Raw genomic sequence first — 22,847 nt, forward strand, 5'->3', positions numbered from 1 at the left:
AGGAAGGAGGACACTATCATGCTACATTTAATGAAGCTAGAATTGAAAAAGTTTAAGCTTGGTTGGTACGTGAAGAGAGCAATTATTGCAAATATTTTTATACTGGCATTAATGATCTTTGTGAGCATCATCGCTCAAGTAGAAGGTGATGCAGAAATAAGGAATCCAGAGACGATATTGTTAATGGCTAGCGCAATAGTAAGAGCAACGTTTATTATTTTTGGTAGTGTATTAATCGCAAGGCTAATAATTGGTGAATATAAAAATAAAACAATACTACTTATGTTTTCTTATCCTATTAACCGAAAGAAAATGATGGCTAGTAAGTTGGCTATTACAGCGATAGTAACATTTATAACAGTTATTGTATCTAACATTTTAGTAGTAGGAATTTTCTTTGGGATAGATAGTTATTTTTCAATTCTTCCTAATTCATTCACAGTAGATCAATTGATGCAAGAAGGAATAAAACTAGTTCCTTTAGCCATTGCAACTGCGGGAATGAGTTTAATCCCATTATATTTCGGAATGCGTAAACGTTCCGTGCCAACTACAATTGTTTCATCTCTTATCGTTGTCTCAATTGCAATGAATAGCAACCCATCGTTTTCTACAGCAACTTTTCTTCCTCTTCAACTAGCATTGGCAGCAATTGGAGTTGTGATTGCGTATTACGGCATTAAAAATATAGAGAAGGAAGATATAGCAGTATGATAAGAATACGTAAAAGGAGTTGGTGTTATACTAACTCCTTTTTTGTATATATATGCTTCGTTACTACTCTGTAAATTTAGAGTGTTTACTTAAATAATCTTGTACTCCTGGAGAAATGTTAAAGTTATTTGGACTTTTATATTCGATAGTAAACTCTCCGTCAGTACTTGTTTTAAAGGAGATCGCATAGCTATTCATTTTAGCATCGTAAGAAGTATTTTTGACTACCGCATCTAAATCGAAGTATTTTGTAATATATTCTTTTGATTCCGTAATTGCTACTTGTTTTCCCCAAGGGGTACCATAATAGGTGAAATAAAGAGATACACTAATAACTCCAATAAGAGAAGTTAGTAAAATAGTTCCCATAGCTATTTTTTTATTTTTTGTATTCAATTTGGTTACTCCTCTTCGTAATATGTATTCATTTTAACCTATCTTTTCCATAAAACAACCATTAAGAAAAAATAGTTTCACATGAAACAAGTTACAGAAAAAGACAAGATGTGTAAACACCTTGTCTTTTTTGTCGTTACATTTTAGGAGCTTCCATTCCAGCCGCAGCCCATTCTTCTTTTGCGGGGCCATATACGCCAGGAACTGTTAAGCCAGCTTGTCGCATTAAAACCGTCATTTGTCCGCGGTGGTGATTTTGATGATTAATGAGTGTCATTAAAAATATAGAATTCGGCATAGGGCGACCAAAGAAGTCATTAATAGTAGCTAAGTCTTTATCAGTCCATTTACTTTGAAGTGTTTCAACAAAAGCCGCGTTTACTTTACGGTATTCATCTGCAATTGTTTTTGCAGAAGTTGGAACAGGATAATCTTTCGATTCTCCTTCAAACTTTAGCCCTGTGCCAGATAGTATAACAGGAATTGCCGTCACGATATGCCAAGCAACTCTTCCTAAAGTCCAATGTTCAGGTGCAATTTCTTGTGATAAAGATGCATCGGTTAATGAATCAAGCATTTTCTGAGTAGACTCTGCTTCGTATGTCCATGATTGCAAGAAGCCGTCAATGGTTTGGTACATAGTTATCCCTCCTATTTTTGTTCATAGATTAAATTCGTGAGAGATAATATAATCCCTGTTCCACAAGAAATAATTAATTAAGGATTGCTACAATATGAAAACAATTGGAAAATATTTGTAAAAGTGTCAGGAAACGAATGTGCTCATTCGTATATATAATGAATAAAGAATGGGATAAAGAGTGGTGATAAGGGTGAAGGATATAGAAATAGTAGAAGGTCTTCGAAAACAAGATATGTTAGCATTACATACAGCAATTGATCGATATGGAGATTTAATTTATAAGGTAGTTCATAGTATTTTAGATACGGCACAGAGTAAGGTGTTAACGGTTGTATGTGTTTTTTATGGATCGTTATTATAATGAAGTTGATTTAAAAGTATGTGTATGGAATGAAGTAGCTTATATGAAAACAATATTAGACCGTAAAGGTGGAAGTGAGTTTCTGCATATAAAGTATAAAAATGATAAAGAATACGTATTATTGGGAAATGCTGATGATTACAGAGAGTTATTTCAAATAGTAGGTAGGTTGAAAATAGCGAATGGAATAGAATTGAGATTACAAGATAAGAAATTAAAGAGAAAGTTAACTTTAAAACGAAGTGTGCTCAATATAATCATGTATTCACTTGTTATATATATTATGTACAAAGCCTATATTAATTTTATGCCATAATAGGAAAAGACGGCTTCACATATATGAAGCCGTCTTTTAATTAACTTTCTTCCCACTCTTCCTCATCAACCATAAGAAATAAGGTGCTCCAAGTACAGCAACGACAAGACCAGAAGGAATTTCTTTCGGATATGCGATTGTACGTCCAAGTAAGTCAGCAACAGAAAGAAGGATTGCTCCAAATAGTGCTGAACAAACGAATAGTCTTTGATGATTCATACCAACAACAATTCTTGCTAAGTGAGGTGCGACAAGGCCTAAAAAGGCAATTGTACCGACAGCAGCGATATTTACTGATGCAAGTAGTGTCGCTAGCACAATTAGAGCAAGCCGTGTCTTATTTACTGGTTGCCCAAGTCCAGTTGCTAAATCGTCTCCAAGTACGAGAACGTCAAGTTGTTTTATTAAGAAAAAGATAATGAATACAAGAATTAGAGATGGATATAGAATGATATTTTCTAAGTGATTCCATCCTCTTGCATACGTACTGCCAGATAACCATGTTAAAGCAGCGGCAACATTCAAATTGGCTCTAACGATAAAGATTTGAATAATTGCTGAGCCAAGCGCAGAAATACCAATCCCTATTAAAGCGAGAGCTGTTGGACTAAATCCTGATTTCCATGAAAAGAAGAGGACAATTCCTACTGCAAGTAGTCCTCCGATAAATGCACCAATTGGTAGAAAGAAACCAGGAAGTGCAGGAAAGACATACATAATAGTTAAAGCACCAACACCAGCTCCCGATGAAATACCAATAATAGAAGGATCGGCAAGTGGATTTCGTAATATACCTTGGAAAACAAGCCCACTTATTGCAAGGCATGCGCCAGCAATAGCAGCAACGAGCATTCTTGGTAAACGAAGATTCATCATCATATTTTTATCAAATTGTGTTAATTGACCTGATATAACATTTATAATGCTTTCGATATAAGCGTTACTACCGATTGTAACACCAAGAGCAATCGTCACAATACAAAGTGTGATAGATATAATGATTACCTTTTTATAAGAGTAATAGCGGGAACTAGCTCCAGCTGCATTCGCACCGTTATCATTCATATATTGTTTCGACTTCATCATTCGATACACTAAGTAAATAAGCCAAGGAGATCCAATCATTGCTGTGACTGCCCCAACAGGAAGTTCTGCACCGGTTGGATCTATTAATCTACCGACAACATCTGCTCCAAGCAATAATACTGCCCCCCATAAGAAAGAAGAGAGAAGAAGAGTAAAGTGTTGACGGTATCCGATAAGGCGCATTAAATGAGGTGCAACTAAGCCGACAAAGCCAATTGGTCCAACAACAGTAACAATTACTGCTGTTAAAAAGATTGCAGCAATGAAGGCGATAAGACGTGTTACTGCTGTTTTTTCACCAAGAGAAATAGCAACATCATCACCAAGTAAGAGAATGTTGAGTTTACGAGACATAAATAGTAAAACTAGGAAAGAAATAATGATAAATGGAAAAGCAAATTGAACGCCATCCCAGTTATTTTGAATAAGAGAGCCAGCTCCCCATAAAAATAAACCAGCTGTTTCATTTTCATAGAAAAGCTGCATTGTTCCGGTAAAGGCAGAGAGCATTAATGTAACGACCATACCAACTAATGCCATTCTAAGTGGGGTTCCCTTTTTTCCACCAGAAATACGGTATACAAATAAAGCAGTAATAGCACCGCCGATAAATGTGAACAGAAGAGAATTAATTTGTAAACCTTTCGGTAAGAAAATTGTAGCCGCTACTAGAAAGAAATATGCGCCAGAGTGAATACCCATTGTACTGGATTCAGCAAGTGGATTTTTCGTTAACGTTTGTAAAATAACCCCTGATGCAGCAAGAGCGCCTCCAGCTAAAATGGCAATTACAGCTCTAGGTAATCGAAGCATGATTAAAGTTTGATGTTCTAGCGATTGGTTCGGTGAGATAAGAGCATCAATAATCATACTATAGGAAATGTTTGCTTGACCTTGTCCGATATGAATAAAGAAAAGGAGGAGCAAGAGAGCTGCTCCTCCTCCGAATACAAGACTTGCTCGAAGTGTATGTTGTAAGCTATTCATTGTGTAATCACTTCTTCGCTGTCATTACATCTGCTACTTGTGTTGCTAAAGATGTTGCAGACTCAGGACCACCGAAAATCCAAGTGTCGCCTTTTAATTTATACATTTTGTTTTCTTTTTTGAACTTTAATTCTTCCCAAGCAGGGTTGCCTTTTAGTTGCGTGTCAAAAATGTTATCTTCATCCGCTACAATGTAAATGAAGTTTGAATCTTGTACACTTTGTAATGATTCTACAGTTGTTTGTTTGAAACCATCTGGCTCAGATTTTCCTGCTTCAAAAGTATTTGTTAAACCTAATTTTTTTGTAACTTGTAAAGCTAAAGAATTGTCAGTTAAGATACGGAATGTTGGTACGTTTTTAGCAGTAAATGCTTGTGCCATTGCGATGTTTTTATCTTTTAAGCCTGTTTTCTCAATTTTTGCTTTTGCATCAGCGAATGCTTTATCCATATCAGCTAATACTTTTTTACCTTCTTCTTCTTTTCCAACTGCTTTTGCAATTTGTTTAAATGTTTCTGTCATTTCAGCAAAGTGATCGTTATTGCTTGTTGATGGATCAAACATAACTGTTGGTGCAATTTGCTCTAATTCATTTTTAATTGTTTTACCACGGAATGAAGCTGTAATAATTAAGTCTGGTTTTAAACGGCTAATTTCTTCTAAGTTTGGTTGTTGACGTGTCCCTACATCTACAACATCTTTACTCGGTTTTGTTTTTGTATTTACCCATTTATTATAATTCTTAATGTCTGCCATCCCTACTGGCTGAACACCAAGTGCTAATAAGTCTTCAGAATATACCCACTCAAGTACAACTACTTTTTTTGCTGGTTTATCTAACTTCGTTTCCCCTTCAGCGTGTTTAATTGTTATAGCTTGATTTTTATTGTCCGCTTTTGTTTCTTTTTTCTCCTCTTTTTGCTGTCCGCATCCAACAGCGAATAGAAGAACTACTATGAAAATACTGATAATTTTCTTCATCTTCTGCCCCCACATTAAGTGTTTTTTGTAACTAGTACCATAAGTGAAAATGGTTATCAATTACAACACCCAAATCATACTATGAGGGTATTTTAAGTGTCAATATATTTTTAAAATTTTGACGGAAAATAACGAATTATACGGATTTTTATATATTATAGTCGCTATTTATGAAGAATAAGCCTCTTTACTAAAAATATTGGCGAATGTGGAAAGTTTAAATGGGAAAGTGGCTGTGTACGATAGTGTAATGTGTATTGTTAATAGTCTGTGGAGATAAGGCGAAAGTACAAGCAAAAGGAGAGTGAATCGCATGTAATAATTACTAGAATGTATGGAGGAAATCTGTGTTTTATCCCCAACTAGGCAAAGTATTTCTTTGTTATTTAGATAGGTGTTTTTTAAGTCGGTGATTGCGCTAAAAAGATCGAATGTAAAGGAAGTGATCAACATGTCTTCATGGAGCAATAACGTAAATGGATATTGTGGGTGTAATAATCAAAATGGTGTACATGTTGATTCATGCTGTTTTAGTTGCGATGGGACAGTTCCTAAGGTTGGTCCAACCGGTCCGACGGGGGCAACAGGAGCAACAGGCCCAACGGGGGCGACAGGAGTAACAGGCGACACAGGTCCAACGGGAGCGACAGGAATAACAGGGGCAACGGGAGCAACAGGAGCGACAGGAATAACAGGAGCAACAGGCCCAACGGGAGCGACAGGAATAACAGGGGCAACGGGAGCAACAGGAGCGACAGGAATAACAGGAGCAACAGGAGCAACAGGCCCAACAGGAGCAACGGGTTCAACGGGGGCGACAGGGGTAACAGGCGACACAGGCCCAACAGGAGCAACAGGCCCAACAGGAATAACAGGGGCAACGGGTCCAACGGGGGCGACAGGAGTAACGGGTCCAACGGGAGCGACAGGCCCAACAGGAGCAACAGGCGATACAGGTCCAACAGGAGCAACAGGCACAAGTATAACGGCAACATACGCCTTTGCAAATAATACGTCGGGTACAGCAATATCGGTACTACTAGGTGGAACAAATGTCCCGCTTCCAAACAATCAGAATATCGGTCCAGGTATTACAGTGTTTGGGGGGAACACAGTATTTACGGCTGCAAATGCAGGGAATTATTATATTTCATATTCAATTAATATAACGGCTGCATTATTAGTTAGTTCACGAATTACAATTAATGGGGCACCGCTTGCTGGGACTATTAATTCTCCTGCATTAGCAACGACATCATTTAGTGCGACAATTATTACGACTCTTGCGGCGGGGAGTGCAATTAGTTTGCAATTATTTGGTTTGTTAGCTGTTGCGACATTATCAACAACTACCCCAGGAGCGGTATTAACAATTATAAGATTAAGTTAATGACAAACTCTCTTACTCTTTTAAGATTAAGAGAGTTTCTACATATAATAAGAAGTTAATGAAGTAAAGCATAGTTATATAAAAGTCAGAATATTATGATTGTAACGTTATGGTGACTATAATATAATGAAAATAACCATCATGAATGAACATTCATTTATTTTTTATGTATTTGAAGGGGGAATGAAGGTGGAAAAACCATGGTTGAAAAGTTATCCAGAGGAAATTCCTAGTACGATTTCTTATGATATTCAGCCGCTTTATAGATATGTAGAACAGATGGCATCTCGCTACCCAGAAAAGAAAGCGCTTCACTTTTTAGGGAAGGATATTACGTTTTCGGACTTCCATGATAAGGTGAAGCGGTTTGCAAATTATCTTCAAAAGCTCGGTGTGGAAAAGGGTGATCGAGTTGCTATTATGTTGCCAAATTGTCCGCAAGCTGTAATTGGTTATTACGGCACATTACTTGCGGGAGGTATCGTAGTACAAACAAATCCACTGTATACAGAAAGAGAATTAGAATATCAGCTTCATGACTCGGGAGCAAAAGTAATTCTTTGTCTCGATTTAGTGTTTCCAAGAGTAACGAATGTTCAATCTGCTACAAAAATTGAGCATATTATCGTAACTCGTATTGCAGACTTTTTACCATTCCCTAAAAATCTATTGTATCCATTTGTGCAGAAAAAACAGTCGAATTTAGTTGTGAAAGTATCAGAGAGTGAAACGATTCATCTTTGGAATTCAGTAGAAAAAGAAGTGAATACGAATGTTGAGGTGCCTTGTGATCCTGAAAATGATCTAGCCCTTTTACAGTACACAGGAGGAACAACCGGATTTCCGAAAGGAGTTATGTTAACGCATAAAAACCTCGTCTCTAACACGTTAATGGGAGTTCAATGGTTATATAATTGCAAAGAAGGAGAAGAAGTCGTTCTTGGGGTTCTTCCATTTTTCCATGTTTATGGCATGACAGCTGTTATGAATTTAAGTATTATGCAAGGATACAAAATGGTCCTTATTCCAAAGTTTGATATGAAAATGGTTTTTGAAGCGATTAAGAAGCATAAAGTGACATTGTTTCCAGGGGCACCAACTATTTATATCGCTCTTTTAAATAGTCCGCTTTTAAAAGAATACGATATTTCTTCTATTCGTGCTTGTATTAGTGGATCAGCACCACTGCCAGTAGAAGTACAGGAAAAGTTCGAAAAAGTTACAGGTGGTAAACTAGTAGAGGGATATGGTTTAACAGAATCCTCTCCGGTTACACATAGTAATTTTTTATGGGAAAAGCGAGTGCCAGGTAGCATCGGAGTTCCGTGGCCAGATACAGAAGCAATCATTATGTCGCTTGAAACTGGTGAGGCATTACAGCCAGGAGAAATAGGGGAAATTGTAGTGAAAGGCCCTCAAATTATGAAAGGATATTGGAATAAGCCAGAGGAAACAGCGGCTGTATTGCAAGATGGCTGGCTCCATACAGGTGATGTTGGCTACATGGATGAAGATGGATTCTTCTATGTAAAAGATCGCAAGAAAGATATGATTGTCGCGAGTGGATTTAATGTGTATCCTCGTGAAGTTGAAGAAGTATTATATGAGCATGAAAAAGTGCAAGAAGTAGTGACAATTGGAGTTCCAGATCCGTACCGAGGAGAGACAGTTAAAGCATTTGTTGTGTTAAAAGAAGGTACGGAGTGCTCTGAGGAAGAATTAAATCAGTTTGCACGTAAATATTTAGCGGCTTATAAAGTGCCGAAAGTATATGAGTTTAGAGATGAATTGCCAAAAACGACAGTAGGGAAAATTTTACGCCGTGTTCTAATAGATGAAGAGAAGAGAAAGAATGAGGATGAGCAAACGGGCTAAGGCCCTTTCTTTTTGAAAAAATAGGATTGACACTTTTCTAAATAGTCAGTATTATAAGAATATGAATGACTATTCATTCAGTCATCTTCTTGAAGGGGACAGTAAAGTGAAGAAAAATAGACCGAAATACAATCAAATTATTGATGCGGCAGTCATTGTGATTGCGGAGAATGGGTACCACCAAGCGCAAGTTTCTAAAATCGCAAAGCAAGCTGGGGTAGCTGATGGCACGATTTATTTATATTTTAAAAATAAAGAAGATATATTAATATCCTTATTCCAAGAGAAGATGGGAGAATTTGTCGAAACAATTCGTCAAAAAACAGCAGGAATTGAAAGCGCTGTATCGAAGTTATTCATGTTGGTAGAAACGCACTTCTTGCTGTTGTCGCAAAATGATCCTCTTGCTATCGTTACGCAATTAGAGCTAAGGCAGTCCAATCAAGACTTGCGCCTTAAAATAAATGAAGTATTAAAAGGCTACTTACAAGTTATGGATGAGATTTTAGAGACTGGTATAAAACAAGGTGAATTTCAAGCAGATTTAAATGTTCGCGTGGCAAGACAAATGATCTTTGGAACAGTAGATGAAGTTGTGACCAATTGGGTAATGAGCGATCATAAGTATGATCTGGTCGCACTTTCAAAAACGGTACACGGGCTACTTATTGCAGCTTGTGGTTATCGTCAATAATGGGAGGGATCATGTTGAAATTCCTATCTGTAAGAGTTGAAGATCATATCGCGGTGGCGACGTTAAATCACGCACCAGCGAATGCGATGTCTTCACAAGTTATGCATGACGTTACTGAATTAATTGATCAAGTGGAAAAGGATGATAACATTCGTGTTGTTGTTATTCACGGTGAAGGACGTTTCTTCTCAGCAGGAGCAGATATTAAAGAATTTACATCTGTTACTGAAGCGAAGCAAGCAACAGAATTAGCACAGCTTGGACAAGTTACGTTTGAGCGTGTTGAAAAATGTTCAAAACCAGTTATTGCGGCAATTCATGGAGCGGCACTGGGCGGCGGCCTTGAGTTTGCTATGTCTTGCCACATGCGCTTTGCAACTGAAAGTGCAAAACTTGGTTTACCTGAATTAACACTTGGATTAATTCCTGGCTTTGCAGGTACACAGCGCTTACCACGTTATGTTGGGAAAGCGAAAGCTTGTGAAATGATGTTAACAAGTACACCAATTACTGGTGCAGAAGCATTAAAGTGGGGACTTGTTAACGGATTGTTCTCTGAAGAATCTCTTTTAGATGATACGCTTAAAGTTGCAAAACAAATTGCTGGAAAAAGTCCAGCAACAACTCGCGCTGTACTAGAGTTATTGCAAACGACAAAATCGTCTCATTACTATGAAGGTGTACAACGTGAATCACAGATTTTTGGTGAAGTATTTACGAGTGAAGATGGAAGAGAAGGTGTAGCCGCATTTTTAGAAAAGCGTAAACCTTCATTTAGTGGCAGGTAGTTCAATTATTTTTTTAATATAAATTAACAGAAAATTAAAATTGATAGAATCTTTCTGAAAAACAAGGGGGTAAATGGAATGAACATCTACGTACTCATGAAACGAACATTTGATACAGAAGAAAAAATCGTAATTAAAAACGGTGCAATTTACGATGGCGAAGCGGAATTCATCATCAACCCTTACGATGAATATGCAATTGAAGAAGCAATTCAAGTAAGAGACGCACAAGGTGGAGAAGTTACAGTTGTAACAGTCGGTGGCGAAGATAGTGAGAAAGAACTTCGTACTGCATTAGCAATGGGCTGTGATAAAGCGGTATTAATTAATATTGAAGATGATGTAGAAAATGGTGACCAGTTCACGACAGCAAAAGTGCTTGCTGAGTATTTAAAAGATAAAGATGCAGATTTAATTTTAGGCGGAAACGTTGCAATTGATGGTGCATCTGGACAAGTAGGGCCACGCGTAGCTGAAGCGTTAAATATTCCATATGTAACGACAATTACAAAACTTGAAATTGACGGTACAAATGTGAAGATTGAGCGTGATATTGAAGGTGATACAGAAGTGATTGCAACTTCATTACCAGTTTTAGTAACAGCACAGCAAGGTTTAAATGAACCGCGTTATCCATCGCTTCCAGGTATTATGAAAGCGAAGAAAAAGCCGCTAGAAGAATTAGAATTAGATGATTTAGATTTAGAAGAAGATGATGTGGAAGCAAAGACAAAAACAATTGAAATCTATTTGCCTCCTAAGAAAGATGCAGGAAAAGTGTTACAAGGCGAGCTGCAAGATCAAGTAAAAGAACTTGTATCGTTGCTCCATACAGAAGCGAAAGTAATCTAATAAAATACGAAATTATATATGCAGGAGGGAAAATCTATGGCTCGTAAAGTATTAGTAATGGGTGAAGTTCGTGATGGATCGCTACGTAACGTTTCTTTTGAAGCGGTAGCAGCAGCAAAAACAATTGCAGAAGGCGGTGAAGTAGTAGGTCTTCTAATTGGAGACAGCGTTGCCTCTTTTGCAAATGAATTGATTCATTACGGTGCAGATCGCGTTGTGACAGTTGAAAATGATAAATTAAAATCATATACATCTGATGGTTATGCACAAGCGTTTTTAGCTGTACATGCTGAAGAAAATCCAGAAGGTATCGTTTTTGGACATACAGCACTTGGTAAAGATTTATCACCAAAATTAGCAGCGAAGCTTGAAGCTGGTTTAGTTTCTGACGTAACTGCTTTAGAGGTTGAAGGTGGAAATGTTATCTTCACTCGTCCAATTTACTCTGGTAAAGCATTCGAGAAGAAGATTGTAACAGACGGCATCTTATTTGCGACAGTGCGTCCAAATAACATTGCAACTCTGGAAAAAGATGAGTCTCGCAGCGGTGACGTATCTTCTATTACAGTTGATGTGAAAGATTTACGTACAATCATTCAAGATGTTGTCCGTAAAACAGCAGAAGGTGTGGATCTTTCTGAAGCAAAAGTTATTATCGCTGGCGGACGTGGTGTGAAGAGTGAAGAAGGCTTTAAGCCATTAAAAGAGTTAGCAGACGTACTAGGCGGCGCTGTTGGAGCATCTCGTGGTGCTTGTGACGCTGAATACTGTGATTACTCATTACAAATTGGTCAAACTGGTAAAGTTGTTACGCCAGACTTATACATTGCATGTGGTATTTCTGGTGCGATTCAGCATTTAGCAGGTATGTCTAACTCAAAAATAATCGTTGCGATTAATAAAGATCCAGAAGCAAGTATCTTTAAAGTAGCTGACTATGGTATTGTCGGTGACTTATTCGAAGTTGTACCTCTTTTAACAGAAGAGTTTAAAAAGTTAAAAGTACATTCATGATTTAAGTACCCTTGAGTTCCAAGTGAAGTACCCCTATATATAGAAAAAGGTGAGAGATCCCCTGTCTCTCATCTTTTTAGTATTTAATCCGTATTTTTATATAGTATAAAGGAACATTTTTTTGTTACAATACATAACGATACATATTATTCGCCACGTATATAAGTTAATGATATACTCTTGGTAGAATATACTTGAAGGAGGAAATAAAATGGCAATTGTAAACGCAAATGACCAAAGCTTCGCAGCAGAAACTAGCGAAGGTGTTGTATTATTAGATTTCTGGGCACCTTGGTGTGGACCTTGTAAAATGATCGCTCCTGTATTAGAGGAAATTGATGCAGAACTAGGCGAAAAAGTAAAAGTAGTAAAAGTAGACGTTGATGAAAACCAAGAAACTGCTCGTCAATTCGAAGTAATGAGCATTCCAGCTCTTTTCGTATTAAAAGACGGTAAAGTAGTTGATCAAGCGTTAGGTTACAAACCGAAAGAAGCGTTAGTAGAATTAGTTTCTAAACACTTCTAAAATAAAAAAAGCTACCATTTGGTAGCTTTTTTTATTTTCTTTTTTACAGTCTTTCCGTTACAATAAAAGAACGTATGTTGGGTGTTTGGGCATAGTATGTTTTCAAGGGAAAATAAAAATGCTAAGTATGTAGAAATGGAGGGAGACGAGTGCACGAACATTTGAAAGAGAAGTTGGCTATTTTACCAGATCAACCTGGTTGTTATTTGATGAAAGATAAGCAAGGAACGGTTATATATGTCGGAAAGGCAAAAGTGCTTAAAAATCGTGTGCGCTCGTACTTTACTGGTTCACATGATGGGAAAACACTGCGGCTTGTAGGAGAAATTGTTGATTTTGAATATATTGTAACCTCTTCGAATTTAGAAGCACTTATTTTAGAGTTAAATCTAATTAAAAAATATGATCCGAAATATAATATTCAATTAAAAGATGATAAAACATATCCTTTTATTAAAATTACGGCGGAGAAGCAACCGCGCTTACTCATTACTCGAAACGTAAAAAAGGATAAAGGGAAATATTTTGGTCCTTATCCAAATGCACAATCTGCTCATGAAACGAAAAAACTGCTAGATCGTATGTATCCACTTCGGAAATGCACGAATATGCCAGATAAAGTTTGTTTGTATTATCATATGGGTCAATGTTTAGCGCCTTGTGTGAAAGAAGTGACGGAAGAACAAAATAAAGAAATTGTAGATGAAATTATTAAGTTTTTAAATGGTGGACATAAAGAAGTTCGTTCAGAACTAGAAATAAAAATGTATGAGGCCTCAGAGAAACTAGAGTTTGAACGTGCAAAAGAGTTGCGTGATCAAATTGCTCATATTGATGCGATTATGGAAAAACAAAAGATGATTATGAGTGACTTAGTAGATCGTGATGTGTTTGGATATGCAGTGGATAAAGGATGGATGTGTGTTCAAGTTTTCTTCGTTCGAAAAGGAAAGCTAATTGAACGTGATGTTTCTATGTTTCCAATTTACGATGAACCAGAAGAGGGTTTTTTAACGTTTATCGGCCAATTTTATGAAAACAGTAGTCATTTTAAGCCGAAGGAAATTGTCGTTCCAGGAAGTATAGACTCGGAATTAGTAGAGCGCTTTTTAGAAGTGGAAGCGACGCAGCCGAAACGTGGTAAGAAAAAAGACCTTGTAGAATTGGCAAATAAAAATGCGAAGATTGCTCTTGAAGAGAAGTTTTACTTAATTGAACGTGATGAAGAACGAACGATTAAAGCGGTAGATCATTTAGGGAAGCAGCTTGGGATTGAAACGCCGTATCGTATTGAAGCGTTTGATAACTCAAATATTCAAGGAACAAATCCCGTTTCTGCAATGATTGCTTTTATCGATGGGAAACCGGCGAAGAAAGAGTATCGAAAATATAAAATTAAAACGGTTCAAGGGCCAGATGATTATGAGTCTATGAGAGAAGTTGTGAGGCGCCGTTATACAAGGGCGCTTAAAGAAAATTCACCTTTACCTGATTTGATTATTATTGATGGAGGAAAAGGCCATCTAGCGGCTGCAAGTGATATTTTAGAGAATGAGCTCGGATTATATATTCCGATGGCAGGTCTTGTAAAAGATGATAAACATAAAACCTCCCATTTAATTATTGGGGATCCACCGGAACCTGTGATGCTTGAGAGAAATAGCCAAGAATTTTATTTATTGCAGCGTATTCAAGATGAGGTGCATCGATTTGCGATTACATTCCATCGTCAATTACATGGGAAATCTGTCATTCAATCAGCATTGGATGATATTCCAGGAATCGGTGATAAACGGAAAAAGGTATTGTTAAAACATTTTGGTTCATTAAAGAAGATGAAAGAAGCTTCTATAGAGGAATTTGTCGAAGCGGGTATGCCGAAAAATGTCGCGGAGACGATTTATACGTATTTAACAGATAAGAAGACGTTGTAGTTTACAACGTCTTCTGTTTTTTGGTATAATTTCTGAAGATTTAAAATAAACTCATCTGAATGAAAATACAAAAAAGTCAACTAAACTGATATGTCTAGTTGACTGTAGGTAATGCTTACACTTCAATGAGATCTTTTATATCCCATTTTACAAGAAATGTAATAGAGTCAGAACGTTTTTTCTTTTCTTCGTATGACTCTGCAACGACGTTCCGTTGCTTTTGGATTTGTTCAGCGATGAATCCGGCTTCTAGTTGATAAGAAGAATGTCGTTTTTGTTTTTGACGTTCTGCGATGAGTGTGCCTTTAAGTTGGAACTGCATTTCACGACGCTTATGTTCAACAATGCTTAAAGTGCCCCAGCCAGCCTTTTCAAAGAACTGAATGACTTCTTCAATTGTTTCTAGCGGATATTTTCTTGCAAGGTTTCTACCAGACCAGTATAAAATACCATCTAAATCGTTGCCGATTAAATCAGGTAGTAATTCTTCACGTAGCAATTCATAAGCGAAGGCGTTCAATGAAACATCTTCTAAAGATGTTGTATCGATTGTATTTTTACTCACAATATTCCCCTCTTTCTATAGGGATTATTATATAACATTTCACATTTATAAAAACAGATTTTTCTTTAGGAAAATCTGAATATATAAGAAGAAAAAAAGAATTGGCAAATTATATGCAAATTATGTATACGTTTTCTTGACGCTTCGACAAAAATAGGAGTAAAATGAACTTGGTATCAAATTATGCTGAAATATTTCGAATAATTTTTTCAGTTTTTCTTATGCCAATAGTGAAAAAACATTATTGTCATAAACTAATCTGAAAACAGCAGTCAAACATTCAAGGGGGGTAATGGGGACATGAAAGGCCGCGAGTATACGTTTCGTAAGTGGCACTCATTAATGGGGGTCATCCCGGTTGGTGTCTTTTTGACGCAACATTTAATTGTAAACAACTTTGCAACACGAGGAGCAGAGGCTTTTAACAAAGCTGCAGGCTTTATGGAGCTCCTTCCATTCCGGTATGCGCTAGAAATTTTCATCATCTTTTTACCGATACTGTACCATGCTATATATGGCTTATATATTGCATTTACAGCTAAGAACAATGCGGTTTCTTACGGTTATTTCCGTAACTGGATGTTCGTCTTCCAAAGAATTTCAGGTATCGTTACGCTGATCTTCATTTCTTGGCACGTCTGGGAAACTCGTATTCAAGCAATGTTAGGTAAAGAGGTAAACTATGATATGATGGCAGATATTTTAAACAATCCAGCTATGTTTGCATTCTACTTAGTTGGTGTTGTTTCAACAATTTTCCACTTTGCAAATGGACTATGGACATTCTGCATCAGCTGGGGAATTACAGTATCTCCACGTTCACAAAGAATCTCTACTTATGTAACATTAGCTATTTTCTTAGGTTTATCTTATGTAGGTGTGAGTGCATTATTAGCGTTCATCGATCCACAGCTAGCAAACCAGTAAGGAGTGGGAGAGCATGAAAGGGAAACTTATAGTAGTCGGCGGTGGCTTGGCTGGCTTAATGGCAACGATTAAAGCGGCAGAAGCAGGAGTAAATGTTGAACTGTTTTCTTTAGTACCAGTAAAACGTTCACATTCTGTATGTGCTCAGGGCGGAATTAACGGTGCCGTAAATACGAAAGGTGAAGGGGATTCTCCATGGATCCACTTTGACGATACAATTTATGGTGGGGACTTCTTAGCGAACCAACCACCAGTTAAAGCAATGTGTGAAGCAGCACCTGGTATCATTCATTTAATGGACCGTATGGGTGTTATGTTCAACCGTACGGAAGAAGGACTTCTTGATTTCCGTCGATTTGGTGGAACGCAACATCACCGTACAGCATTTGCTGGTGCAACAACTGGACAGCAATTACTTTACGCATTAGATGAGCAAGTACGTCGTCACGAAGTAGCAGGACTTGTAACGAAATATGAAGGTTGGGATTTCTTACGAGCTGTTGTTGATGATGAAGGTGTGTGCCGAGGAATCGTTGCACAAGACTTACAAACTATGGAGATTAGAAGTTTCGGAGCAGATGCCGTGATTATGGCAACAGGGGGCCCTGGTATCATTTTCGGAAAATCAACAAACTCCATTATCAATACAGGTACAGCAGCTTCTGCTGTATATCAACAAGGCGCATATTATGCAAACGGTGAGTTCATTCAAATTCACCCAACGGCAATTCCTGGAGACGATAAATTACGTCTTATGAGTGAATCTGCACGTGGTGAAGGTGGACGTGTTTGGACATATAAAGATGGTAAACCATGGTACTTCTTAGAAGAAAAATATCCGGCTTACGGAAACCTTGTACCTCGTGACATCGCAACGCGTGAAATCTTTGATGTTTGCGTAGAGCAAAAACTAGGTATTAACGGTGAAAACATGGTGTACTTAGATCTTTCTCATAAAGATCCAAAAGAACTAGATATTAAACTAGGTGGAATTATTGAAATCTATGAGAAATTTACAGGGGATGATCCTCGTAAACTACCGATGAAAATCTTCCCAGCTGTTCACTATTCAATGGGCGGACTATGGGTTGATTATAAACAGATGACAAACATTCCAGGTTTATTTGCAGCAGGTGAGTGTGATTATTCTATGCACGGTGGTAACCGTCTTGGTGCGAACTCACTATTATCAGCAATTTATGGTGGTATGGTAGCAGGACCAAACGCAATTGAGTATATGAAAGGTCTTTCTAAATCATCTGATGCTGTTTCATCTACTGTATATGAGCAAAATGAATTAATCGAAACAGAGAAATTTAACAATATTTTAACGATGGATGGTAACGAAAATGCGTATGTTCTTCATAAAGAGCTTGGAGAATGGATGACAGATAACGTTACAGTAGTTCGTGAAAATAAAAAATTATTAGAAACAGATGCGAAAATTGAAGAATTAATGGCTCGTTACAAACGTATTAACATTAACGATACAGCAAGATGGAGTAACCAAGGTGCTTCATTTACACGCCAACTTGCAAATATGTTTGAGTTAGCACGTGTTATTACAATTGGCGCATATAACCGTAATGAGAGCCGTGGGGCGCATTACAAACCTGAATTCCCAAATCGTGATGATGCAAACTTCTTAAAAACTACGATGGCAAAATTTGAGGGAGAAGGAAATGCACCAGCATTCCATTACGAGGACGTTGATATTTCGTTAATTAAACCGCGTAAACGTGATTATTCTTCAAAACACGATGTAGCTGCTAAGGGTGAAGAGAAGGGGGATAAACAACATGTCTGAGAAAACAATCCGCCTCATCATTACGAGACAAGACGGGCCAGATGCGCAAGCGTTTGACCAAGAGTTTGAAATTCCATATCGTCCGAATATGAATATTATCTCAGCACTTATGGAAATTCGTCGTAATCCTGTTGATTCAAAAGGGAACCAAACAACTCCGATTGCCTGGGATATGAACTGCTTAGAGGAAGTATGTGGTGCATGTTCGATGGTGATTAACGGAAAACCACGTCAATCATGTACGGCACTTATCGATCAATTAGAGCAACCAATTCGCTTAAAACCGATGAAGACATTCCCGGTTGTACGTGACTTACAAGTTGATCGTAGTCGCATGTTTAATGCTCTAAAACGCGTTAAAGCGTGGATTCCAATTGATGGTACGTATGACCTAGGTCCAGGACCAAGAATGCCTGAGAAAAAGCGTCAATGGGCTTATGAGCTTTCAAAATGTATGACATGTGGTGTTTGCTTAGAATCATGTCCAAACGTAAACAGTAAGTCTGACTTTATTGGACCAGCACCGTTATCACAAGCTCGCTTATTCAACTCACATCCAACGGGTGAAATGCATAAAGCAGATCGCTTACGTGCAATTATGGGAGATGGAGGACTAGCAAACTGTGGTAACTCTCAAAACTGTGTGCAATCATGTCCGAAGGGTATTCCTTTAACAACTTCAATTGCGGCATTAAACCGTGATACAACAATTCAATCGTTCAAAGATTTCTTTGGTAGCGATAATAACTATTAATAAATATTGCCTCTTCATATCGAAGAGGCAATATTTATAACTTTATTTTTCTGTTTATTCTGTTTATTTCAAGGTGAAAAGGAGAGATAACAATGAAGAGGATTTCTTATATTGAAGACTTTGAGCAATGGGAAAGTGGTTTTTCGTTTTACAACCCTGTAAAGGTTCGTTTTGGTGAAGTAGATATGTTTGGACATGTAAATAATGTCGTTGCTTTTACTTATTTTGAAGAAGCTCGTATTGCGTTGTTTAAAGAACTTGGATTTATGCAAGAGTGGACACATGCATCATCAGAAACGATGATCGTTGTTGCGGATTTACAATGTAATTTTATTAAGCAAATATATTTTGATGAACAGCTGAAGGTGTATGTAAAGGCAGGATCGGTCGGGAATTCTTCTTTAGATTTACATTATATGGTGAAGAATGCAGAAGGAGAGGTTTGTTTAGTAGGTCGTGGAATGATGGTTCAAGCGTCGAAAAAAACAGGAAGAGGCGAACCATGGCCTGAAGAATGGAAGAAGAAATTACTACAATAATAGAGTGAAAGAAAAATAAGAGAGCAATTTGCTCTCTTATTTTTTGTCTTCCATCGCTTCTTCTAATGTTAAGTGATGTTTATATAGGTATGTAGCGTATGGATTACCAACGTAGCGTAAGTGCCATGGTTCATAGGCATATTCTGTTGTATCTGTTTTATCTTCTAAGTAACGAATGACAAAGCCGAATTCATGAGCATGTTCCGCGACCCATTTTCCTTCTGCTGTCTCTCCGAAGATAGGCTCTAATTGAAATTTAGCTGATTTTGAACTAATATCCATTGCTAAACCCGTTTGGTGTTCACTTGTACCAGGAATTGCGCTTACCGAATTAGCTTCGGCTTTTCCTTGACGTCTAACGTATGTATCATGCAACGATTTTTGGCGTTTGTATGAACGATAACCAGATACAGCTGTAAGATCAAGCCCTTCTTTTTTCGCAGCTTTGAACATGTTTTCAAGTGCCTCGGCAGCATCTTTGCGCAGCAATGTTTTTTCTTTATCTTTTGGACTAATAAATGGTACATTTGGTCTCGTTAAGTCTTCAGGAATGTATCCATCTGGTAGTTTTCGATGTTTATTAATTAAGACAAGATTAGATTTTGGATTTGTTACAACTGAAAAGTCATTGTCTATTTTCTTTGCATTATGATCAGCTTTTGGAAAAGCAGGAATCTCTTCTTTTTTATGGTTATTATGCTTTTGACTTTCGACAGCTTTTGCTTCATTATATAGTAGTGTTTTAGAACCAAAGTAAGCGAAAGATGTGATCCCGATTACAATAGTAGTGGCAGAAATAATTATTATCTTTTTCATAATGCCTTGTAATCACAGTCCCTTCTTCATAAAATGTGTATTGTTTTTTTATTATAAATCTAGTTTGTTGGAAAAGGAATATAAGAGTCATAACGTAATAGAAATGCAAAGAAAATGTCAGAAAATGTGTGAATTTGTAGTATTTTTTTATATAATTCATTTCTTATCTTTCATGATTTGCATTTTTTATGTAATATATATACATAAGAAGATGTAGCGATTATCGAGAATAAAGAACTTCTTGTATAGACTAGGAGTGAATGGGAATGGATTTTGCAACAATTATTGGACTTATTTTAGGATTTGTAGCAGTGGTAGTAGGGATGGTCGTCAAGGGCGCTGACGTAACAGCCTTATTAAATCCTGCCGCAGCATTAATTATTTTTATCGGTACATTTGCTGCAGTATGTATTGCATTTCCGATGAATCAACTAAAAAGGGTTCCAAAACTATTTAAAGTTCTTTTTGGTTCAAATAAAAAGGATTTAAGTTATGAACAGTTGCTAGAATTATTTGTTCATTGGACATCTGAAAGTAGAAAATACGGTATTTTGTCTTTAGAGCAACAATTAGACAAAATTCAAGATGAATTTCTTTTGCGCGGTATGAAATTTGTGATTGATGGCGTATCCGCAGAAGATTTAGAGCAGATTTTGGAATCTGAATTAGAAGCAATTGAAGAAAGACATGCAAAGGGAGCTGCTATTTTTTCACAAGCTGGTACGTATGCACCGACATTAGGAGTTTTAGGTGCTGTTATCGGTCTTGTAGCTGCGCTTGGTAACTTAACTGATATTGAAAAGTTAGGTCATGCTATTTCGGGTGCGTTTATTGCAACGATTTTTGGTATTTTTTCAGGTTATGTATTATGGCATCCATTTGCAAATAAGTTAAAGCAAAAATCTTCAGCTGAAATTGAGAAAAAACGTTTAATCATTGATTGTTTATTAATGTTACAAGAAGGTACATATCCGTTTATTATGAAGAACCGCATTTTAGGTGCACTTTCTGCAACTGAGCGTAAAAAGCTAGAAAAAGGAGCAGAAAAAAATGCGGAGTAAGAAAAATAGAAGAGGCAAAAAGAAAAAACATGATGAGCATATCGATGAAACGTGGTTAATCCCATATTCTGATATGTTAACGTTGTTATTTGCATTGTTTATCGTTTTATTCGCAATGAGTAGTATAGATGCTGCGAAGTTTAAACAGATGGCAGTTGCTTTTCGAAGTGAATTAGCTGGGGGAACAGGTAACAAAGAATTTTTAAGTGATCAAAAGCCAAATGATGAAAAAGAATTATCAGCAAGTAGCCTTGAGGCAGAACAAGCAAAAAAACAAGAAGAAGCTAGAGCTAAAGAAAAAAAAGAGATGGATGAATTGAAAGCATTACAAAAAAAGATTGATCAATATATTAATGAAAAACAATTATCTTCTTCTTTTCAAACTAAATTAACTGAAAAGGGATTAATGGTGACAATATTAGAAAATATACTGTTTGATTCGGGGAAAGCAGATGTGAAATTAGAATCTTTAGGGATTGCAAAAGAGATGTCTAGCTTACTTGTTTCAGCGTCACCTCGTGAAATTACAGTATCGGGTCATACGGATAATGTCCCTATTGCCAATGCGCAGTTTGCGTCGAATTGGGAATTAAGTACGCAGCGGGCAGTTAATTTTATGCAAGTATTACTGCAAAATAAAGAATTACAACCAGAAAAATTTAGTGCGATTGGATACGGAGAATACCGTTCAATTGCTCCAAACGATACACAAGAAGGAAAGGCAAAGAATAGACGTGTGGAAGTATTTATCTTGCCTTTAACAGAGAAAGTAAAATAAAAGAGGATGGCGAATGCCATCCTCTTTTATTTTACATCAAATGATTTTAAGTTGTCGCGACGGATTTTATCTTTTTCTGCATCTGATTTTTTGAAATCATAATCATATAAAGCGCCTTCCCAATCGCCATACATTGGATTCGGGAAAATAATGAATTTCTCACCAAATTGTGCTTTTGAATCTGCTACTGTTTGGTTACGATCTTTTACAGATTTTCCATCAAAACCTGTGAAATCAGATAAGTTATCACCGAAGAATAAGACAATATCATGGGTTTGAGAAACGAGTTCACGGCGTTTTTCTTTTCCTTTTTCTTTCGGATCTTGTAGTAATATATGTTCTTTCGTTGCTTGAGGAGCACCTACACGCTCAAGATTTTTAATTGTTGCATCTAGTTGATTCGTTTTACGATTTGAGATGTAGTAAATATCTACACCTTTAGACTCTGTATATTTTAAGAAATCAATTGCGCCTGGAAGGGCTTCAGCCTCAGCTTTGTTAATCCAATCATCCCATTTGTAAGGATAGCCTTTGCCTGTTTTTACGCTCATTGCCTGATGAGGACTGTTATCTAAAACAGTTTCGTCTAAATCAAGCACGATAGCAGGTTTTTTCTCTGTCCCTTTTGCAAGAATTGCATCAAGCTTTAATTGACCAATGTTGTACCCTTGGTAGTAAAGTGCTTTCGTTTCACCGGCTGTTTGATACCATAAATCAGCCATTAATTGTTGTTCTGTTAATTTTACTTTCTCTTCTTTCGCCACTGTTTTCTCTGGTGTTCCTGAACATGCTACAAGTGATGTAGATAGAACCGCTACAGATAATAAAGTGGTAATGCCCCTCTTCATCTTCATATGTATCCTCCTTGATGTTAGAAAATCATTTTATATTATATATTAAAATATAATATTTTTATATGAACATTTGCATATTGTCTTTTGTATATATAGTAGTATGTCCTATATTAGAAAGATGAGCAAAATAATAATAGCTGTTTTGACAAGTTTTATTGTCGTAATGACAATTATAATTGACAAAAAGA

At 36.9% G+C, this 22,847-nt stretch carries 23 protein-coding genes and 1 pseudogene; 17 read left to right on the forward strand and 7 right to left on the reverse strand.

Features of this window, described 5'->3' with window-relative positions; all coding sequences use genetic code 11:
* Positions 1-18 precede the first annotated feature (18 nt).
* A complete protein-coding gene (locus ACS2QP_RS15400; protein WP_000902913.1) occupies positions 19-714 on the forward strand; it encodes an ABC transporter permease in 696 nt (231 codons plus the stop codon).
* A gap of 63 nt (positions 715-777) precedes the next feature.
* Here ACS2QP_RS15400 and ACS2QP_RS15405 read toward each other — a convergent pair whose 3' ends face one another.
* Both ACS2QP_RS15405 and ACS2QP_RS15410 read right to left on the reverse strand, forming a co-directional pair.
* Entirely contained in the window at positions 778-1,110 is a 333-nt protein-coding gene (locus ACS2QP_RS15405; protein WP_001093303.1) for a YfjL-like protein, read from the reverse strand.
* Between the two features lie 136 nt (positions 1,111-1,246).
* Positions 1,247-1,750, reverse strand: coding sequence for a DinB family protein (locus ACS2QP_RS15410; RefSeq protein ID WP_000284950.1), 504 nt, complete (start codon positions 1,748-1,750; stop codon positions 1,247-1,249).
* A 193-nt stretch (positions 1,751-1,943) separates the two neighbouring features.
* Here ACS2QP_RS15410 and ACS2QP_RS15415 point away from each other — a divergent pair, with 193 nt between their 5' ends.
* Both ACS2QP_RS15415 and ACS2QP_RS15420 read left to right on the forward strand, forming a co-directional pair.
* Entirely contained in the window at positions 1,944-2,114 is a 171-nt protein-coding gene (locus tag ACS2QP_RS15415) for a hypothetical protein (protein WP_002026384.1), read from the forward strand.
* Positions 2,080-2,430 (forward strand): annotated as a pseudogene (locus tag ACS2QP_RS15420) (hypothetical protein); the annotation flags it as partial. The gene ACS2QP_RS15415 and the pseudogene ACS2QP_RS15420, both read left to right, overlap by 35 nt.
* A 36-nt stretch (positions 2,431-2,466) precedes the next feature.
* Here ACS2QP_RS15420 and fhuB read toward each other — a convergent pair.
* Both fhuB and ACS2QP_RS15430 read right to left on the reverse strand, forming a co-directional pair.
* Positions 2,467-4,503: a Fe(3+)-hydroxamate ABC transporter permease FhuB gene (fhuB, locus tag ACS2QP_RS15425; RefSeq protein ID WP_438882579.1), complete on the reverse strand. Its 2,037-nt coding sequence runs from the start codon at positions 4,501-4,503 to the stop codon at positions 2,467-2,469.
* Positions 4,504-4,510: 7 nt separating this feature from the next.
* Entirely contained in the window at positions 4,511-5,485 is a 975-nt protein-coding gene (locus tag ACS2QP_RS15430) for an ABC transporter substrate-binding protein (protein ID WP_438882580.1), read from the reverse strand.
* Between the two features lie 451 nt (positions 5,486-5,936).
* Here ACS2QP_RS15430 and ACS2QP_RS15435 point away from each other — a divergent pair, with 451 nt between their 5' ends.
* The 8 genes from ACS2QP_RS15435 to uvrC all read left to right on the forward strand — a co-directional run bounded on the left by ACS2QP_RS15435 (position 5,937) and on the right by uvrC (position 14,558).
* Positions 5,937-6,875 (forward strand): BclA C-terminal domain-containing protein, encoded by a 939-nt coding sequence (locus ACS2QP_RS15435; RefSeq protein ID WP_438882581.1) that lies wholly within the window; start codon positions 5,937-5,939, stop codon positions 6,873-6,875.
* Between the two features lie 189 nt (positions 6,876-7,064).
* Entirely contained in the window at positions 7,065-8,750 is a 1,686-nt protein-coding gene (locus tag ACS2QP_RS15440) for a long-chain-fatty-acid--CoA ligase (RefSeq protein WP_061457738.1), read from the forward strand.
* Between the two features lie 106 nt (positions 8,751-8,856).
* On the forward strand, positions 8,857-9,444 hold the full coding sequence (locus ACS2QP_RS15445) for a TetR/AcrR family transcriptional regulator (protein WP_000742223.1): 588 nt from the start codon (positions 8,857-8,859) through the stop codon (positions 9,442-9,444).
* Positions 9,445-9,455: 11 nt separating this feature from the next.
* Positions 9,456-10,232: an enoyl-CoA hydratase gene (locus tag ACS2QP_RS15450; RefSeq protein ID WP_000911292.1), complete on the forward strand. Its 777-nt coding sequence runs from the start codon at positions 9,456-9,458 to the stop codon at positions 10,230-10,232.
* 78 nt (positions 10,233-10,310) lie between these two features.
* Positions 10,311-11,084: an electron transfer flavoprotein subunit beta gene (gene etfB, locus ACS2QP_RS15455; protein WP_438882582.1), complete on the forward strand. Its 774-nt coding sequence runs from the start codon at positions 10,311-10,313 to the stop codon at positions 11,082-11,084.
* A gap of 36 nt (positions 11,085-11,120) precedes the next feature.
* Positions 11,121-12,098 (forward strand): electron transfer flavoprotein subunit alpha, encoded by a 978-nt coding sequence (etfA, locus tag ACS2QP_RS15460; protein ID WP_000101945.1) that lies wholly within the window; start codon positions 11,121-11,123, stop codon positions 12,096-12,098.
* A 211-nt stretch (positions 12,099-12,309) separates the two neighbouring features.
* Positions 12,310-12,624 (forward strand): thioredoxin, encoded by a 315-nt coding sequence (gene trxA / locus ACS2QP_RS15465; RefSeq protein ID WP_001018943.1) that lies wholly within the window; start codon positions 12,310-12,312, stop codon positions 12,622-12,624.
* Between the two features lie 149 nt (positions 12,625-12,773).
* Positions 12,774-14,558, forward strand: coding sequence for an excinuclease ABC subunit C (uvrC, locus tag ACS2QP_RS15470; protein WP_000544296.1), 1,785 nt, complete (start codon positions 12,774-12,776; stop codon positions 14,556-14,558).
* Positions 14,559-14,673: 115 nt separating this feature from the next.
* Here the strand turns inward: uvrC and ACS2QP_RS15475 are convergent, their stop codons facing one another.
* A complete protein-coding gene (locus ACS2QP_RS15475; RefSeq protein WP_000042226.1) occupies positions 14,674-15,123 on the reverse strand; it encodes a YslB family protein in 450 nt (149 codons plus the stop codon).
* 300 nt (positions 15,124-15,423) lie between these two features.
* Here ACS2QP_RS15475 and sdhC point away from each other — a divergent pair, with 300 nt between their 5' ends.
* From sdhC to ACS2QP_RS15495, 4 genes are all read left to right on the forward strand, one after another.
* A complete protein-coding gene (gene sdhC / locus ACS2QP_RS15480) occupies positions 15,424-16,050 on the forward strand; it encodes a succinate dehydrogenase cytochrome B558 (RefSeq protein ID WP_000678354.1) in 627 nt (208 codons plus the stop codon).
* Between the two features lie 13 nt (positions 16,051-16,063).
* A complete protein-coding gene (sdhA, locus tag ACS2QP_RS15485; RefSeq protein WP_000676750.1) occupies positions 16,064-17,857 on the forward strand; it encodes a succinate dehydrogenase flavoprotein subunit in 1,794 nt (597 codons plus the stop codon).
* Positions 17,850-18,611 carry a succinate dehydrogenase iron-sulfur subunit gene (sdhB, locus tag ACS2QP_RS15490; RefSeq protein ID WP_001291827.1) on the forward strand — a complete coding sequence of 254 codons (762 nt, stop codon included), beginning with the start codon at positions 17,850-17,852 and terminating at the stop codon, positions 18,609-18,611. The genes sdhA and sdhB overlap by 8 nt, the downstream gene beginning before the upstream one ends.
* 92 nt (positions 18,612-18,703) lie before the next feature.
* Positions 18,704-19,150 carry an acyl-CoA thioesterase gene (locus ACS2QP_RS15495; protein ID WP_088350327.1) on the forward strand — a complete coding sequence of 149 codons (447 nt, stop codon included), beginning with the start codon at positions 18,704-18,706 and terminating at the stop codon, positions 19,148-19,150.
* A gap of 36 nt (positions 19,151-19,186) precedes the next feature.
* On the opposite strand, the gene ACS2QP_RS15500 is transcribed toward ACS2QP_RS15495, so the two are convergent.
* Positions 19,187-19,966: a M15 family metallopeptidase gene (locus ACS2QP_RS15500; RefSeq protein WP_438882583.1), complete on the reverse strand. Its 780-nt coding sequence runs from the start codon at positions 19,964-19,966 to the stop codon at positions 19,187-19,189.
* Positions 19,967-20,232: 266 nt separating this feature from the next.
* Between ACS2QP_RS15500 and motA the strand changes: the two genes are divergently transcribed.
* Positions 20,233-21,027, forward strand: coding sequence for a flagellar motor stator protein MotA (gene motA / locus ACS2QP_RS15505; protein WP_000344859.1), 795 nt, complete (start codon positions 20,233-20,235; stop codon positions 21,025-21,027).
* The gene (gene motB / locus ACS2QP_RS15510; protein ID WP_001256734.1) at positions 21,017-21,805 is read left to right on the forward strand and encodes a flagellar motor protein MotB; all 789 of its coding nucleotides are present in this window, start codon (positions 21,017-21,019) and stop codon (positions 21,803-21,805) included. The genes motA and motB overlap by 11 nt, the downstream gene beginning before the upstream one ends.
* Positions 21,806-21,831: 26 nt before the next feature.
* On the opposite strand, the gene ACS2QP_RS15515 is transcribed toward motB, so the two are convergent.
* Entirely contained in the window at positions 21,832-22,659 is an 828-nt protein-coding gene (locus ACS2QP_RS15515; RefSeq protein WP_000782767.1) for a 5'-nucleotidase, lipoprotein e(P4) family, read from the reverse strand.
* Between the last annotated feature and the right edge of the window lie 188 nt (positions 22,660-22,847).

The sequence above is a fragment of the Bacillus cereus group sp. Bce019 genome (assembly GCF_051781745.1).
In the GTDB taxonomy this organism is placed as follows: domain Bacteria; phylum Bacillota; class Bacilli; order Bacillales; family Bacillaceae_G; genus Bacillus_A; species Bacillus_A cereus.